This window comes from Actinoplanes sp. NPDC024001 (assembly GCF_040638955.1).
In the GTDB taxonomy this organism is placed as follows: Bacteria; Actinomycetota; Actinomycetes; order Mycobacteriales; family Micromonosporaceae; genus Actinoplanes.
In genome coordinates this window covers 63,910-80,309 of record NZ_JBEZZB010000027.1, presented here as the reverse complement: position 1 = coordinate 80,309, position 16,400 = coordinate 63,910, and the positions used below count along the sequence as shown (strand labels likewise).

Sequence of the window (16,400 nt, the reverse complement as noted above, 5' to 3'; positions counted from 1 at the left end):
TCAACCTTCCGCCGCCGCTGCCTTCAACGATCCCGTGACTCCCACTACCGCAAACGACTCAGCACGCTCGGAAGCTACGAACCGCCGTAGCAGTACTAGAAGGCGGCAAGCCACAGCCGCCCGAGCGACGCGAAGTCCCGGCCGCCTAGAAGGCGGCAAGCCACAGCCGCCCACATGACGTAAAGCCCGGCCGCCAAGATCGCGGCGTGATAGGTCTCGCAGGTCTGCTTGAATCCGGGAAGCTCCGACTCCGAGGGCATCGGATTGGGGCCGAAGGCCGCAAGCCACGGCCGTCCGGGCAGCGGTCAGTCCATCTTGCTCCACTCGCGGAGCTGCTGGGCGACCGAGCGATCACCATCCACCCGGACATCCTCCACGGGGATCCGCCGGTAGAGCAGCAACACCAGATCGCTCGCGGTGCCCCGGATGCGGGTGACCGGCTCGCCGCTCGCGGCGGGGCCGGCGGTGGCTCCGGACGGGGAGAGGTCGAGCGTCCACGACGGGCCCTCGATGGCCTGGAACTGCACCCGGGCCGGGCGATGCGGCCACGCGCCGAGCGAGCCGAGCCCGACGGAGAGGAACTCGGCCACCCCGTCGACCGCGACGGCGGCCGGCAGTGGCTCCGGCTTGCCCAGCGCCTCCTGGGCGTCGAAGGCGTGCACCGCCGCCTCCTGCACCTGATGCCGGGCGACCGCCCCGGCGGTCAGCGGCGCGCCGGAACCAGCCCACCAGGCCCAGCTGGGCGAGTCGGGGCCGGCGGCGCGCAGGGCCGTCACCAGCAGGCGCGTGGACTCCTCGAACCACTCGAGCAGGTCACCGTGTGGCTCCCGGTCACCGCGCTGCTCCACCGAGGGTGGGGCGGAGTCGTCGGCGAGGGACACGGTGACCGCCCAGAAACGCTGGACCGCGCCGAGGTGGGCGACCAGGTCACGCAGCGACCAGTCGGGACAGCCGGGCACCCGGGCCGTCAGGTCGCCGGCCGCGGCGGCGTCGCGCAGGGCGGCCGAGCGGCCCACGATCAGGGACAACAGCTCGGGGAACGGCGGTGTCGACGTCATTCCCGGTTTCTACCACCGGGGTACGACAAAGGGCGGCGCGCTGACCACGCACCGCCCTCATGGCGTACCTCAGACGTTGAAGCCGAGCGCTCGCAGCTGCTCACGCCCGTCGTCAGTGATCTTGTCGGGGCCCCACGGCGGGAGCCACACCCAGTTGATCCGGAAGTCCTGGACCAGCCCGCCGCCGGGGCCGGTGGTCAGCGCCTGCCGGGTCTGGTCCTCGATGACGTCGGTCAGCGGGCAGGCCGCGGAGGTCAGCGTCATGTCGAGGGTGGCGACGTTGTCGTCGTCCACGTGGGTGCCGTAGACCAGGCCGAGGTCGACCACGTTGATGCCGAGCTCGGGGTCGACGACGTCCTTCATCGCCTCTTCGATGTCGGCGACGGACGCCTTCTTCGCCGCCGGCTTGTCCGCCGCTTCCGAGACGCTGGCCGCGGGAACCTCGACCGGCTCGCCGGCCTCGGCCGCCTCGGCGCGCTCGGCGGCGAGCCAGGCGGGAACCTCGTCAGCGGAGGGATCGCTGGCCGAACCCGGCGCGGTAGCCACCGTCTGGGCGGAATCAGTCTTGTCAGTCATGCCTTCACCTCCGGGCTCACGCCCACGTCGACACCGGCACGGGCGGCCGCGTCCTTGAACGCCATCCACGGCAGGAGCGCGCACTTCACCCGGGCCGGGAACTTCGCCACGCCGGCGAACGCGATGCCGTCGCCGAGCACGTCCTCGTCCGGCTCGATCTGGCCGCGGCTCTGCATCAGCTCCACGAACGCGTGGTGGATCTCCGAGGCTGCCGCCGGGTCCTTACCCTGCACCAGTTCGTGCAGCACGGACGCGGAGGCCTGGCTGATCGAGCAGCCGAGGCCGTCGTAGGAGATGTCCGTCAGGTCGGCCGTCACCCGTACGGTGATCTCGTCCCCGCAGGTCGGGTTGACGTGATGCGCCTCCCCGTCGAACGGATCGCGCAGCCCGCGCCCGTGCGGGTTCTTGTAGTGATCGAGGATGATCTCCTGGTAGAGACCGTCGAGCATCATCAGCCGAACACCTTCCGCACCTGGTCGAGACCGCGCGCCAGGGCGTCGATCTCGGCCGTGGTCGTGTAGAGGTAGAACGAGGCCCGGGTCATCGCCGGCACGCTGAAACGCGAGCAGACCGGCCGCGCGCAGTGATGGCCGACCCGCACCTCGACCCCGAGTGCGTCGAGCACCTGTCCCACGTCGTGCGGATGTACCCCGTCGACGCCGAACGACACCGTGCCACCACGCCCCTCCGGCGATGCGGGCCCGAAGATCCGCACGCCGGGAACAGAGGTGAGCGCGTCCAGCGCGTACCGAGTGATGTCCTGCTCGTGCTGGTGGATCGCCGCCATGCCCAACCCGGACAGGTAGTCGACCGCCGCGCCGAGGCCGATGGCCTCGGTGATCGGTGGCGTGCCGGCCTCGAACCGCGCCGGAGGCGCGGCGTAGGTGGTGCCGGCCATCGTGACCGTCTCGATCATCGAGCCGCCGGCCAGGAACGGCGGCAGCTGCGCGAGCAGGTCGAACCGGCCCCAGAGCACGCCGATGCCGGTCGGGCCGAGCATCTTGTGCCCGGTGAACGCGATCAGGTCGGCGCCGAGCGACTGCACGTCGATCGGCAGGTGCGGCACCGACTGCGAGCAGTCGAGCATCAGCAGCGCACCGACCTCGCGGGCCCGGGCCGAGATCCGCGACACGTCGTTGATCGTGCCGAGCACGTTGGACATGTGCACGACCGAAACGATCTTGGTACGTGAGGTGATCAGCGAGTCCAGCTGCGACTCGTCGAGACGGCCCTCGTCGGTGATGCCGAACCAGCGCAGCGTGGCGCCGGTCCGCTCGCAGAGGAGCTGCCAGGGGACGATGTTGGAGTGATGCTCCATCTCGGAGATCACGACCTCGTCCCCCGGCCCGAGGCGCAGCATCTGCCCGGCCGAGTGGGCGACCAGGTTGATCGCCTCGGTGGAGTTCTTGGTGAACACCACCTCGTCCGGGCTCGCCGCGCCGATGAACGTCGCGATGCGGGCCCGGGCCCCCTCGTACGCCTCGGTCGACTCCGTGCCGAGCGTGTGCACCGAGCGGGACACGTTGCCGTTGTACCGCTCCTGGTGCGCGCGCATGACGTCGAGCACCTGCACCGGTTTCTGCGAGGTGTTGGCGCTGTCCAGGTAGACCAGCGGGTGGCCGTTGACCTCCCGCTCGAGGATCGGGAAGTCCTTGCGGACCCGCTCGACGTCGAAGCTCACGATCTCTCCTAGCGAATCAGGCGCGGGTGAGGAACTTCTCGTAACCCTCGGCCTCGAGCTGCTCGGCGAGCTCCGGGCCACCCTCCTGAACGATCTTGCCGCCCACGAAGACGTGCACGAAGTCCGGCTTGATGTAGCGCAGGATCCGGGTGTAGTGGGTGATCAGCAGGAAGCCGGTCGTCCCGGTCGCGCGGACCCGGTTCACGCCCTCGCTGACCACCCGCAGGGCGTCGATGTCGAGGCCGGAGTCGGTCTCGTCGAGGATCGCCATCTTCGGCTTGAGCAGCTCGAGCTGCATGATCTCGTGCCGCTTCTTCTCACCGCCGGAGAAGCCCTCGTTCACGTTGCGCTGGGCGAACGCGGGGTCCATCTGCAGCTTCTCCATGGCGCCGCGCAGCTCGCCGGCCCAGGTGCGCAGCTTCGGCGCCTCACCGTCGATCGCGGTCTTCGCGGTACGCAGGAAGTTCGCCACCGACACGCCGGGCACCTCGACCGGGTACTGCATGGCGAGGAAGAGGCCGGCGCGGGCGCGCTCGTCCACGCTCAGCTCCAGGATGTCCTGGCCGTCCAGGGTCACCGTGCCGCCGGTGATCTCGTACTTCGGGTGGCCGGCGATGGAGTAGGCCAGCGTCGACTTGCCGGAGCCGTTCGGGCCCATGATGGCGTGCGTCTCGCCCGACTTGATGGTGAGGTCGACCCCGGCGAGAATCGGCTTCAGCTCGCCATCCGGCAGCTTCACCGAAACCTGCAGGTCGCGGATCTCCAGGGTGCTCACGGCTCTACTCCATTACTCGGTGTCGTCGAAACGTAGATGTCGCCGTCGCGGATCTCGACGGGATAGATCGCCACCGGGTCGATGGCGGGCGGTCCGGAAGGCTCACCGGTACGCAGGTCGAACCGGGAGCCGTGCAGCCAGCACTCCAGCGTGCACCCGTCCACCTCCCCCTCGGAGAGCGCCACCGAAGCGTGGCTGCACTCGTCGCGGACGGCATAGAAATTGTCGTCGTCGGCGTGCACGACCGCGATCTCGACACCGTCGATCTCCACCTGGAGAGCGGTGCCTTTCGCGACATCGGTCACCGGGCCGACATTCTCAAAGGCCACTGTCGACCAGCCGGGCCTCGATGGCGTCGCCGAGCCGCTCGCGCAGCTCCTCGACCGGAATCTTGTTGATCAGCTCGGCGAAGAAGCCGCGGACCACCAGCTTGCGAGCCTCGCCCTCGGGGATGCCGCGCGCCATCAGGTAGAACAGCTGCTCGTCGTCGAACCGGCCGGTCGCGCTCGCGTGCCCGGCGCCGGCGATCTCACCGGTCTCGATCTCCAGGTTGGGCACGGAGTGAGCGACGGCGCCGTCGGTGAGGACCAGGTTCCGGTTGATCTCGTAGGTGTCGGTGCCGGTCGCCGCGGCCCGGATCAGCACGTCGCCGACCCAGACGGTCTGCGCCGACTTGCCCTGCAGCGCGCCGCGGTAACCCACGTAGCTGCGGCAGTCCGGCACGCTGTGGTCGACCAGCTGGCGGTGCTCGTGGTGCTGACGGGAATCGGCGAAGTAGAGGCCCCACAGCTCGGCGTCGCCGCCGCGCCCCGTGTACTCCACGCTGGTGAACTGCCGGACCAGGTCGCCGCCGAGGGTGACCTGCAGGTGCTGGACGCGGGCGTCCTTGCCGACCCGGAACTTGATGTGCTGGGCCTGCACCGCGTCGCGGTCCCACTCGGCGAGCGTCACGAAGGTGAGCTGGGCGCTGTCGCCAAGCACGACCTCGATGTTGTCCGCCAGGGTGACCGAGCCGGTCTGCTCCAGGATGATCGTCGCCTTGGCGAAGTTGCCCACCTTCACGAAGGTGCGCGCCGCCGCGGCGTCGCCGCCCTTGCCGACGAGCCGGATGACCGCCGCCTCGGCCGGCTCGGCCTCGGGCGCCACCTCGATCAGGGTGACGCCGGCGGCCGAACCGAACGCGAGCGCGCTGATCCGGTCGAACGGGGTGAGCACCGGGTCCACGGAGTCCGCCGAGGACACCGTGACGCCGGCCGGCAGGTCGCCGTACTCGACCGACGGCGCCGCACCGGTCAGCGACGTGGCCTTGACCAGGTCACCCAGTCGCTTGAGCGGGGTGAAACGCCACTCTTCCTCCAGGCCGTTGAGGGCCGGGAAGTCGGCGACGTCGAAGGAGCGCAGCACCTGCGACTTGGTGCTCGGCGGGGCGATGGCCTCGGTAGTCATTTCTTCCTTTAAATCCGAATCCAACAGGAGCGGCTGGTCAGCCGACAGCGCCTTCCATCTGCAGTTCGATCAGGCGGTTCAGCTCCAGCGCGTACTCCATCGGGAGCTCCTTGGCGATCGGCTCGATGAAGCCACGCACGATCATCGCCATCGCCTCGTCCTCGGTCAGGCCGCGGCTCATCAGGTAGAAGAGCTGGTCCTCGCTGACCTTGGAGACGGTCGCCTCGTGACCCATGTTCACGTCGTCCTCGCGGATGTCGACGTACGGGTACGTGTCGGAGCGGGAGATCGTGTCGACCAGGAGCGCGTCGCACTTGACGGTGCTCTTCGAGTTCGACGAGCCCTCCAGCACCTGCACCAGACCCCGGTACGACGTGCGGCCGCCACCCCGGGCGATCGACTTGGAGACGATCGTCGAGGAGGTGTTCGGCGCGGCGTGCACCATCTTGGCGCCGGAGTCCTGGTGCTGGCCCTCGCCGGCCATGGCGATCGAGAGCACCTCGCCCTTGGCGTGCGGGCCGGTCATGTAGACCGCCGGGTACTTCATCGTCACCTTGGAGCCGATGTTGCCGTCGATCCACTCCATGGTCGCGCCCTCTTCGCAGGTGGCGCGCTTGGTGACCAGGTTGTAGACGTTGTTCGACCAGTTCTGGATGGTCGTGTAGCGCACCCGGGCGTTCTTCTTCACGACGATCTCGACGACCGCGGAGTGCAGCGAGTCGGACGAGTAGATCGGCGCGGTGCAGCCCTCGACGTAGTGCACGTAGCTGCCCTCGTCGGCGATGATCAGGGTCCGCTCGAACTGGCCCATGTTCTCCGTGTTGATCCGGAAGTAGGCCTGCAGCGGGATGTCCACGTGCACGCCCTTCGGCACGTAGATGAACGAGCCACCGGACCACACCGAGGTGTTCAGCGCGGCGAACTTGTTGTCGCCGACCGGGATCACCGTGCCGAAGTACTCCTTGAAGATGTCCTCGTGCTGCTTGAGCGCGGTGTCCGTGTCGAGGAAGAGGACACCCTGGGCCTCGAGGTCCTCACGGATCGCGTGGTAGACGACCTCGGACTCGTACTGCGCGGCGACACCGGCGACGAGACGCTGCTTCTCCGCCTCCGGGATGCCGAGCTTGTCGTACGTGTTCTTGATGTCCTCGGGCAGCTCCTCCCAGGAAGCGGCCTGCTTCTCGGTGGAACGCACGAAGTACTTGATGTTCTGGAAGTCGATGCCGGTGAGGTCGGCGCCCCAGTTCGGCATGGGCTTGCGGTCGAACAGGCGCAGGCCCTTGAGGCGAAGGTCGAGCATCCACTGCGGCTCGCTCTTCTTCGCGGAGATGTCGCGCACCACGGCCTCGGACAAGCCACGCTGAGCAGCCGCGCCGGCAACGTCGGCGTCGGCCCAGCCGTACTCGTACTTCCCAAGAGCCGCGAGGTGCTCTTCCTGGGTGACGATCTGGTCAGTCATCTATCTGTCCTAACCGTTGATGACGGGATGTGTGTCGTGCACACCCCGTCGCCGTGGGCGATGGTGGCGAGGCGCTGCACGTGAGTGCCGATGAGCCGGGAGATGACTTCGGTCTCGGCGTCGCACAGCTGAGGAAACTCGGCAGCCACGTGGGCCACCGGGCATGAATGCTGGCACAGCTGCCCGCCGGACGCGATCGTGGTCGCGTTGGCAGCGTAACCTTCGGCGGTCAGCGCCTCGGCGAGCGCCTCCGCGCGCGCGATCGGATCGTGACCGGCCGAGCGCAGAGCGGCCTCCAGCCGCTCCCCCAGGGCTTGGACCTGGGCGGTGGCGAAGGCACTGACCGCTTCCGGGCCGCCGTGCTGGGCGATCCAGCGCAGCGCCGCGGTGGCGATGCCGTCGTAGTGGTGCGGGTTGAGATCCTCGCGGGCGGCCGCGGTGAGCGCGAACGCCTTGGCGGGGCGGCCCCGGCCGCGGGGACGGACGCTACGCACCTCCCGGGTCTCCACCCGGTTGTCGGCGAGCATGGCGTCGAGGTGCTTGCGGATCGCCGCGGGGCTCAGACCCAGCTCGGCTCCGAGCTCGGCCGCCGTGGCGGCGCCACGCTCCAGGAGCAGCTGGGCGACCCGGTCACGGGTGCGCCCGTCCGACGCGGCGGCGGACGCCACCACACCGGTCTGGATCTGCACCTCGTATTTCACTACGCCAACGTTACGTATTTCGCCAGCGCCCTGCAAACCGATCCCCGGTGATCCGTCCCACCGGTTGCCGGAGCTGGGAAAACCGGTCGTTCGGCGCACGCGTACGATTCGCCGCGTGAAGTACTCCGTCCGGAGCCGCCTGGCGTCCACCATGCGCCCGCTCGCCCTGGCCTCCCTGGTCGCCAACGTCGGGCTGATCGTCACCGGAGCGGCCGTCCGCCTGACCAAATCCGGTCTCGGCTGCCCCACCTGGCCCCGATGCACCGAGGACTCGTACACGACCACGCCCGAGATGGGTGTGCACGGTGTGATCGAGTTCGGCAACCGCCTGTTGACGTTCGTGCTGGTGGCCCTCGCCTTCGCCTGCTTCGCGGCCGCGCTGGCGACCCGCCGCCGGGCGCTGATCGTGCTGTCGGTCGCCGTGGCGCTCGGCATCCCCGGCCAGGGTGTGGTGGGCGGCATCACGGTGCTCACCGACCTCAACCCGTGGGTGGTCGGCCTGCACTTCATCCTTTCCGTCGCGCTGATCGCCGGCTGCTACGCCCTCTGGCGCCGCGCCGGTGAGGGCGACGGCAAACCGGTCCGGCTGGTCCCCGCCCCGATCCGTCACCTGGCCTGGATCACCACCACGGTCAGCTTCGCGGTCATCGCGGCCGGCGTCGTGGTCACCGGCAGCGGCCCGCACGCCGGCGACGCGAACGCGAAACGCAACGGCCTCGACCCGGAGACGGTCTCGCAGATCCACGCCGACCTGGTGTTCCTGCTGATCGGCCTCAGCGTCGCGCTCTGGTTCGCCCTGCGGGCGCTCGGCGCTCCGCGGGCCGCGATCCGCGCCGCCGCCGTTCTGATCGCCGTCGAGCTCGGCCAGGGCGTGATCGGCTTCGTCCAGTACTTCACCAACCTGCCGGTGCTGCTGGTCGCCGCGCACATGCTCGGCTCCGGCCTGGTCTGGACCTCCACCCTCGCGGTCCTCTGGTCGCTGCGCGAACGCCCCGCCGTTCCGGCGGAACCCAGCACGGCTCCCTCCGACGAGGTTCGCCCGCTCACCGAGCCGGTCACCGCTTAGACCGATATCCGGTACGGCTGACCCGTCCCGCCCAGCTACACCGCCCGTGACATGGGGCGGAGTAGTTGGGCGGGCGTGCTTCGGGCGTACCCCGCAAGGGCGCGAGTGAGAAGCGCGGTCTCGCCGTGCGGGGTGGAGATGCGCAACGGGCCGCTGACGGAAGGTCAGCGGCCCGGCGGGCGAACGGGTGGATCAGAGACGCGCGAGGATCGCGTCGGCGAGGCGGCCGGCGGCCGCCGGGTCCGTGCGCAGGAAGAGCGACGGCTCAGTCAGCTCCAGCTCGATCAGCAGGGGCGAGCCGTCCGGGCCGGGGATCATGTCGACGCGCGCGTAGAGCAGGCGCTTGGCGCCGCCCGGGACCGCGGCGAGGACACGCTCGGCGAGGGCCAGCTCGCCGGGTGACGGCGTGCGTGGCGTGATGCTCTCGTCGCCCGCGTCGAGGGCGCCCTCGCCCGGCGCCTTGAGCATCGCGCCCTTGCGGATGCCGTGGCTGAAGGTCAGCTCGCCGGCCGCGTCGGGCGTGCAGAGGACCGCGGTCTCGCCGGCAGTGTCGACCGCCGCGAGGTACGGCTGGATCATGGCGGTGCGGCCGCCGCCGGTCAGACGCTCGACGTGAGCCTGCGCCGGCTCGCGCTGGGCGGGCAGCGCGTAACGGCCGGTGTCGTGGCTGCCGGCGCTGATCGTCGGCTTGACCACCCACTCGCCCTCGGCGGGCGGGGCCCACGTCTGGCCGGGACCGACGAACTCGGTCGGGATGATCGGGACGCCCGCCGCAGCGAGCTCGCTCAGGTACCGCTTGTCGGTGTTCCACGCGACGATCTCGGCCGGGTTGGCCAGACGGGGAACGCGGTGGGCCCACTCGACGAAGGCGTCGCGCCGGGCCACGTAGTCCCAGGGCGACCGGATGACCGTGAGGTCGTAACGGGACCAGTCCGCGGTGTCGTCGTCCCAGCGGACCGCCTCGACGACCACCCCGCGCGCACGCAACTCGTCGCGCAACGGGTGATCGTCGTCCCAGAGGTCGGGAAAGGTGGCGCAGGTAACCAGCGCCACCCGGGTTTCGTGGCTCACTAGCGGGCCATGCTCCGGCGCGCCATCGAACGCCACAGGTCGTTGCTGGGCCGCATCTGCTCGAGAAGCTCGCGCTCCCACTCGTTCTCCACCTCGACACCGGCGTGCTCGCAGGCCTTGCGGGCCTGGTTGGTGTCCTGGGCGAACTGGTCGGACCACTCACCGTCCTCACCGACGAGGACGATGCGGGCGCCGCGCTTACCGACGTACTCGACCACCGCCTTCGCACCGCCGTGCTCGGCGGCGAAAGACTTGATCTCGGAGGTCAGTGTCGTAACGGAACCTTCTGCCATGGAGCGAAGCCTAAGCAGTCATCCCCGACACGCGGGGGTATCCGCGGCCTTTTTGTGACTCCAATTACCTGCGGGTTTCAAAACTCGGCGCATTGTTATGCGCCGATAACGCCCGAATTGCACCACGGCTGACAATCAAACCTTCGAGTGACGGACAGTGACTGACACTGACCACAATCCGGGCATCCTGTGCGACGCCGATCAGAGCAGCGCGTCGACCGCGACCGCCATGAAGACCACGGTGAGGTACGTGATCGACAGGTGGAACAGCCGCATCGGCTTGACCGGGGTGCCGACCTTGGCCCGGTAGACCAGGCGGATCGCCTCGCCCAGGAAGACGGCGCCCATCACGATCGCGGTGACGCCGTAGACCGGCCCCAGGCCGAGCGGCCACGCCGCCAGCGAGGCGGCGACGGTCAGGACTGTGTAGACGAGGATCTCGAAGTTCACCCGGTCCATCGAGCGGACTACAGGGAGCATCGGGATCCCGGCCCGCGCGTAGTCGTCCTTGTACTTCACCGCGAGCGCATAGAAGTGCGGCATTTGCCAAAAGAAGACAACCGCAAAAAGCGCCCATCCCATCGGGGCGATGGTGCCGGTGACCGCGGCCCAGCCGATGATCACCGGAGCCGCGCCGCAGACGCCGCCCCAGAAGGTGTTCGCCGGGGTCCGCCGCTTCAGCCACATCGTGTAGACGACGTCGTAGTAGAAGATCGACGCGGCGGTGAGCGCGGTCGCCAGCCAGTTGGTGAAGGCGCCCATCAGCACGACCGAGATCACCGCGAGGGTGAGCCCGAAGATCAGCACGGCCCGCGGCGTGATCTCGTGCGCCGGCAGCGGGCGCCGCTTCGTACGGCGCATCAGCTGATCGATGTCGCGATCGATGTAGCAGTTCAGTGCGCTCGCCGCGCCACCGGCCAGGGCGCCGCCGACCAGGACCACGAAGAACGTCACCGGGTCCGGCCAGCCGCCGGCCGCCAGGATCATCGTCGGCACGGTGGTGACGAGAAGGAGCTCGACGATCGCCGGCTTGGTCAGCGCCAGGTACGCCCGGAACACCGCGCCCCGGTCCCGTCGAGTTTGGGCACGTGGCGCAGGCTCCGCCACGCCGGGCGGCCGTCCGTGGACGGGACGCTCGGTGATCATGCTCACGGACAGCCACCTTCCGGCATCGGCTCTGACTCGCGGCCGTGGCCGGGGATCCACCCGGCGGCCCGCCCGGACAGCGTACGCGCAGTGGTATCCGCTGCTCGGGGCACCCAGCACGGGTGCAGACGGTCACACCATCTTCAACCGGCGTGTCCGCTCACAGCGTATGTGCCTAAGGCGTTCACTGCGCACGTGTTTAGCCCGACTGGATAGGGTCAAGCCGAAAAGGGTTCCATTATTTTGCCCGAGGAGCAGAACCGACGTGGCTGCCACAGATCCCGCTCTCAACTGGTCCGACCTCGACCGCAAGGCGGTGGACACGACCCGGGTCCTGGCCATGGATGCCGTGGAGAAGGCCGGCAACGGCCACCCCGGTACCGCCATGAGCCTGGCACCGGCCGCCTACCTGCTGTTCAACCGCGTGATGCGGCACGATCCGACGGATCCGGAGTGGGCGGGACGCGACCGCTTCGTGCTGTCCTGCGGTCACTCCAGCCTCACCCTCTACATTCAGTTGTTCCTCAACGGTTACAGCCTGTCGCTGGACGACCTGAAGGCGCTGCGCCAGTGGGACTCGCTGACCCCGGGTCACCCGGAGTACGGCCACACGCCGGGCGTCGAGATCACCACCGGTCCCCTCGGCCAGGGCATCGGCAACGCCGTCGGTATGGCCATGTCGGCCCGCCGCCAGCGCGGCCTGTTCGACCCGGACGCCGCCCCCGGTGAGTCGCCGTTCGACCACTACGTCTACTCGATCGCCTCGGACGGCGACATCGAGGAGGGCGTCAGCCACGAGTCGAGCGCCATCGCCGCGGTGCAGAAGCTCGGCAACCTCGTGCTGATCTACGACGACAACGAGATCTCCATCGAGGACGACACCCGGATCGCCAAGAACGAGGACGTCGGCGCGCGCTACGAGGCGTACGGCTGGCACGTCCAGACCGTGGCCTGGCGCGGCGAGGGCGAGTACGCGGAAGACGTCGAGGCGCTCTGGAACGCGATCCAGGCCGCTAAGGCGGTGACCGACAAGCCGTCGTTCATCGTGCTCAAGACGATCATCGGCTGGCCTGCGCCGAAGAAGCAGAACACCGGCAAGATCCACGGTTCGGCGCTGGGCGCCGCCGAGATCACCGCCACCAAGGAGCTGCTCGGCTTCGCAGACGAGCCGTTCGCCATCGAGGACGAGGTCGTCAAGCACGCGCAGCAGGTCGTGGAGCGGGGCAAGGCCGCCCGCGCCGAGTGGCAGAAGGCGTTCGACGCCTGGGCCGCCGGCAACGCCGAGAACAAGGCGCTCTTCGACCGGCTGTCCAGCAAGACCCTGCCGGACGGCTGGCACCAGGCACTGCCCGAGTTCCCGGCCGACGAGAAGGGCCTGGCCACCCGTGCCGCGTCCGGCAAGATCCTGGAGGCGCTGGCCCCGGTCCTGCCCGAGCTGTGGGGTGGCTCCGCCGACCTGGCGGAGAGCAACAACACCACCATGAAGGGTGAGCCGTCGTTCATCCCGGCGGAGTACGCGACGAAGGAGTTCCCCGGCCACGAGTACGGCCGGACGCTGCACTTCGGCATCCGCGAGCACGGCATGGGCTCGATCCTCAACGGCATCGCGGCCGACGGCCGCACCCGCCCGTACGGTGGAACGTTCCTGGTCTTCAGCGACTACATGCGTGGCGCCGTCCGGCTCTCCGCGCTGATGAAGCTGCCGGTCATCTTCGTGTGGACGCACGACTCGATCGGCCTCGGCGAGGACGGCCCGACGCATCAGCCGATCGAGACGCTGACCGCGCTGCGCGCGATCGTCGGCCTCGACGTGGTCCGCCCGGCCGACGCCAACGAGACCGCGTACGCGTGGCGTGGCGCGCTGGAGCACACCGACCGGCCGACCGCGCTGGCGCTGTCCCGGCAGAACCTGCCCACGATCGACCGTGCGAAGTACGCGTCGGCCGAGGGCACCCTCAAGGGCGGCTACATCCTCTCCGAGGCGTCCAGCGGCACCCCGAAGGTCATCCTGATCGCCAGCGGCTCCGAGGTGTCGATCGCGCTGACCGCGCAGGAGCGCCTGGAGGCCGAGGGCACGCCGACCCGCGTCGTGTCGATGCCCTGTCAGGAGTGGTTCTTCCAGCAGGACACCGCTTACCAGCAGCAGGTCCTTCCGCACGGCGTGAAGGCCCGGGTCACCGTCGAGGCGGGCATCCGGATGAGCTGGGACCGCATCCTCGGTGACGCCGGCGAGGCCGTCAGCATCGAGCACTACGGCGCCAGCGCTCCCGCGAAGATCCTCTTCGAGCAGTTCGGTTTCACCGCCGACAACGTCGTCGCGAAGGCCAACGCCAGCCTGGCCAAGGTTGGCGAGATCACCGGTCACAAGACCGGAAACTGAGGAGACTAGAGCAATGACCGACAGGCTGGCCGAGCTTTCCGCCGCGGGCGTCGCGGTGTGGCTCGACGATCTCTCCCGGGTGCGTCTGACCAGTGGCTCGCTGGACAAGATGCGCCGCGAACAGCACGTGGTCGGAGTGACCACGAACCCGAGCATCTTCCAGAAGGCGCTCTCCGACGCGGACGCGTACGACGCGCAGCTGCGTGACCTGGCCGCGCAGAAGGTGACGGTCGAGGAGGCCGTGCGCCTGATGACCGCCAAGGACGTCCGCTGGGCGTGCGACGTCGAGCGCCCGGAGTACGACCGGTCCGCCGGCGTCGACGGCCGGGTCTCCATCGAGGTGGACCCGCGCAAGGCGCACGAGACCGAGTCGACCGTCGCCGAGGCGAAGACCCTCTGGTGGCTGGTGGACCGCCCCAACCTCTTCATCAAGATCCCGGCGACGCTGGCCGGGCTGCCGGCCATCACCGCCACGCTCGCCGAGGGCATCAGCGTCAACGTCACGCTGATCTTCTCGCTCGAGCGCTACCGGGCGGTCATGGACGCGTTCCTGTCCGGCCTGGAGCAGGCGAAGGCGAACGGCCACGACCTCTCCAAGATCGGCTCGGTCGCGTCGTTCTTCGTCTCCCGCGTGGACAGCGAGGTGGACAAGCGGCTCGACAAGATCGGCACGGACGAGGCGAAGGCTCTCAAGGGCAAGGCGGCCATCGCCAACGCCCGCCTGGCGTACGAGGCGTACTCCGAGGTGTTCAGCAGCGACCGGTGGAAGGCCCTGGCCGACGCCGGCGCCCACCCGCAGCGGCCGCTCTGGGCGTCCACGTCCACCAAGAACCCGGACTTCCCCGACACGATCTACGTCGAGGAGCTGATCGCGCCCGGCACGGTGAACACCATGCCGGAGTCGGTGATCTTCGCGTTCGAGGACCACGGCACCACCAAGGGCGACACGATCACCGGCAACTACGACCACGCCAAGAAGGTCTTCGCCGACCTGGCGGCGGCCGGGATCGACTTCGACGACGTGGTGAAGGTCCTCGAGGCCGAGGGCGTCGAGAAGTTCGAGGCCAGCTGGAACGAGTTGCTCGAGGGCGTCGACAAGTCGCTCAAGGCCGCCTCCTCCGGCTCGCAGCACCCCAGCGACGCTGCCTGATCAGCACCATCTGCGGCCTGTCGCGGGCTCTCCCGCGACAGGCCGTTCCCGTCACCGAAAAACTGGCAGGATGGCAACGTGGGTAATCCGCTGCGTACCGCACAGGACCGTCGGCTCCCGCGGATCCCGGAGCCCTGCGCTCTGGTGATCTTCGGGGTCACCGGTGACCTGTCCCGTAAGAAGCTCATCCCGGCGGTGTACGACCTGGCCAACCGCGGCCTGTTGCCGCCCGGTTTCGTGGTTGTCGGCTTCGCCCGCCAAGACTTTGGCGAGGGCGATTTCGAGTCGCTCGCCTACGCCGCCGCCAAGAAGGGCGCCCGCACCCCGTGGCGCGAGGACGTCTGGCAGCGGCTCAACAGCCAGTTCCACTTCATTCCCGGCTCGTTCGACGACGACGCCGCCTTCGACAACCTGGCGGCCACGCTGGACGAGCTGAAGGAGCGCAATGGCATCTCCGGCCACGCCGCCTTCTACTTCTCCATCCCGCCGGCCGCGTTCCCGCTGGTGCTCAACCAGCTGAACCGCACCGGGATGGCGGACAGCTCCAAGTCCGGCGGTTGGCGCCGGGTCGTGGTGGAGAAACCGTTCGGCCACGACTACCAGAGCGCGGTGCAGCTCAACCAGCTCGTCGACGACGTCTTCATCCCGCAGGACGTCTTCCGCATCGACCACTATCTGGGCAAGGAGACTGTCCAGAACATCATGGCGCTTCGCTTCGCGAACAGCCTGTTCGAGCCGGTGTGGAACTCGAAATACGTGGACAGCGTCCAGATCACCATGGCCGAGGACGTCGGTATCGGCACCCGGGCGGCGTTCTACGACGCCTCCGGTGCGGCCCGCGACGTGCTGCAGAACCACCTGCTCCAGCTGCTCGCGCTGGTCGGCATGGAGGAGCCGACGAGCTTCGACCCGCAGGAGGTCCGCGCGGAGAAGCTCAAGGTCCTCAAGGCCATCAGCCTGCCGCCGGACATCTCCACCGGCTCGGTTCGCGGGCAGTACCTGCCCGGCTGGGTGGCCGGCGAGCGCGCCGTGGGTTACCTGGAGGAGGCGAACATCCCGCCGGACTCCACGACCGAGACCTACGTGGCGGTCCGCCTCGGCATCCAGAACCGCAGGTGGGCCGGTGTGCCGTTCTACGTCCGGGTCGGCAAGCGGATGCCGCGCCGGGTCACCGAGATCGCGATCCTCTTCAAGCAGGCGCCACACCTGCCGTTCGACCCGGCCGACGTGGAGATGCTGGGCAACAACCAGCTGGTCATCCGGGTGCAGCCGGACGAGGGCGTGGTCCTGAAATTCGGGTCGAAGGTGCCGGGCACCTCGATGGAGGTCCGCGACATCGCGATGGACTTCCAGTACGGCGAGGCGTTCACCGAGTCCAGCCCGGAGGCGTACGAGCGGCTCGTGCTGGACGTGCTGATCGGCGACCGGACCCTCTTCCCGGACGCCGCCGAGGTGGAGCAGTCCTGGCGGGTGATCGACCCCTTGGAGGCCGCCTGGGCGGGCACCACACCGGAGCCGTACCGGGCCGGCGAGTGGGGTCCCCGGGCTTCGGACGAGATGCTGGCCCGCGAGGGCCGTGCGTGGCGGCGTGCTTAGGA

The 16,400-nt window shown here is 69.0% G+C and carries 16 protein-coding genes; 4 read left to right on the top strand and 12 right to left on the bottom strand.

Going from position 1 to position 16,400, the window contains the following annotated elements; genetic code table 11:
• Positions 1–305: 305 nt before the first annotated feature.
• The 9 genes from AB0F81_RS13580 to AB0F81_RS13540 form a co-directional block, all read right to left on the bottom strand.
• On the bottom strand, positions 306–1,058 hold the full coding sequence (locus AB0F81_RS13580) for a maleylpyruvate isomerase family mycothiol-dependent enzyme (RefSeq protein ID WP_360195875.1): 753 nt from the start codon (positions 1,056–1,058) through the stop codon (positions 306–308).
• Between the two features lie 69 nt (positions 1,059–1,127).
• A complete protein-coding gene (locus AB0F81_RS13575; RefSeq protein WP_360195873.1) occupies positions 1,128–1,634 on the bottom strand; it encodes a metal-sulfur cluster assembly factor in 507 nt (168 codons plus the stop codon).
• On the bottom strand, positions 1,631–2,086 hold the full coding sequence (sufU, locus tag AB0F81_RS13570; protein WP_360195870.1) for a Fe-S cluster assembly sulfur transfer protein SufU: 456 nt from the start codon (positions 2,084–2,086) through the stop codon (positions 1,631–1,633). The genes AB0F81_RS13575 and sufU overlap by 4 nt, the downstream gene beginning before the upstream one ends.
• On the bottom strand, positions 2,086–3,315 hold the full coding sequence (locus tag AB0F81_RS13565) for a cysteine desulfurase (RefSeq protein ID WP_360195867.1): 1,230 nt from the start codon (positions 3,313–3,315) through the stop codon (positions 2,086–2,088). The genes sufU and AB0F81_RS13565 overlap by 1 nt, the downstream gene beginning before the upstream one ends.
• 16 nt (positions 3,316–3,331) lie before the next feature.
• Positions 3,332–4,090: a Fe-S cluster assembly ATPase SufC gene (gene sufC, locus AB0F81_RS13560; protein ID WP_360195865.1), complete on the bottom strand. Its 759-nt coding sequence runs from the start codon at positions 4,088–4,090 to the stop codon at positions 3,332–3,334.
• Positions 4,087–4,419, bottom strand: coding sequence for a non-heme iron oxygenase ferredoxin subunit (locus AB0F81_RS13555; RefSeq protein WP_360195862.1), 333 nt, complete (start codon positions 4,417–4,419; stop codon positions 4,087–4,089). The genes sufC and AB0F81_RS13555 overlap by 4 nt, the downstream gene beginning before the upstream one ends.
• Complete coding sequence (gene sufD, locus AB0F81_RS13550; RefSeq protein WP_360195860.1) at positions 4,409–5,536, bottom strand: Fe-S cluster assembly protein SufD; 1,128 nt, start codon at positions 5,534–5,536, stop codon at positions 4,409–4,411. The genes AB0F81_RS13555 and sufD overlap by 11 nt, the downstream gene beginning before the upstream one ends.
• 37 nt (positions 5,537–5,573) lie before the next feature.
• Positions 5,574–6,995: a Fe-S cluster assembly protein SufB gene (sufB, locus tag AB0F81_RS13545; RefSeq protein WP_360195857.1), complete on the bottom strand. Its 1,422-nt coding sequence runs from the start codon at positions 6,993–6,995 to the stop codon at positions 5,574–5,576.
• Positions 6,992–7,696: an HTH domain-containing protein gene (locus AB0F81_RS13540; protein WP_360195854.1), complete on the bottom strand. Its 705-nt coding sequence runs from the start codon at positions 7,694–7,696 to the stop codon at positions 6,992–6,994. The genes sufB and AB0F81_RS13540 overlap by 4 nt, the downstream gene beginning before the upstream one ends.
• 151 nt (positions 7,697–7,847) lie before the next feature.
• Between AB0F81_RS13540 and AB0F81_RS13535 the strand changes: the two genes are divergently transcribed.
• A complete protein-coding gene (locus AB0F81_RS13535) occupies positions 7,848–8,762 on the top strand; it encodes a COX15/CtaA family protein (protein ID WP_360195885.1) in 915 nt (304 codons plus the stop codon).
• A gap of 192 nt (positions 8,763–8,954) precedes the next feature.
• Here AB0F81_RS13535 and AB0F81_RS13530 read toward each other — a convergent pair whose 3' ends face one another.
• The 3 genes from AB0F81_RS13530 to AB0F81_RS13520 form a co-directional block, all read right to left on the bottom strand.
• A complete protein-coding gene (locus AB0F81_RS13530) occupies positions 8,955–9,833 on the bottom strand; it encodes a hypothetical protein (RefSeq protein ID WP_360195851.1) in 879 nt (292 codons plus the stop codon).
• Positions 9,833–10,126 (bottom strand): hypothetical protein, encoded by a 294-nt coding sequence (locus AB0F81_RS13525; RefSeq protein ID WP_360195849.1) that lies wholly within the window; start codon positions 10,124–10,126, stop codon positions 9,833–9,835. The genes AB0F81_RS13530 and AB0F81_RS13525 overlap by 1 nt, the downstream gene beginning before the upstream one ends.
• 201 nt (positions 10,127–10,327) lie before the next feature.
• Entirely contained in the window at positions 10,328–11,272 is a 945-nt protein-coding gene (locus AB0F81_RS13520) for a heme o synthase (protein ID WP_360195882.1), read from the bottom strand.
• Positions 11,273–11,537: 265 nt separating this feature from the next.
• On the opposite strand from AB0F81_RS13520, the gene tkt reads away from it, so the two are divergent.
• The 3 genes from tkt (at position 11,538) to zwf (ending at position 16,398) form a co-directional block, all read left to right on the top strand.
• Positions 11,538–13,652 carry a transketolase gene (gene tkt / locus AB0F81_RS13515; RefSeq protein ID WP_360195846.1) on the top strand — a complete coding sequence of 705 codons (2,115 nt, stop codon included), beginning with the start codon at positions 11,538–11,540 and terminating at the stop codon, positions 13,650–13,652.
• 13 nt (positions 13,653–13,665) lie between these two features.
• Entirely contained in the window at positions 13,666–14,802 is a 1,137-nt protein-coding gene (tal, locus tag AB0F81_RS13510; RefSeq protein ID WP_360195843.1) for a transaldolase, read from the top strand.
• Between the two features lie 78 nt (positions 14,803–14,880).
• Positions 14,881–16,398, top strand: coding sequence for a glucose-6-phosphate dehydrogenase (zwf, locus tag AB0F81_RS13505; RefSeq protein WP_360195841.1), 1,518 nt, complete (start codon positions 14,881–14,883; stop codon positions 16,396–16,398).
• The last annotated feature ends 2 nt before the right edge of the window (positions 16,399–16,400 follow it).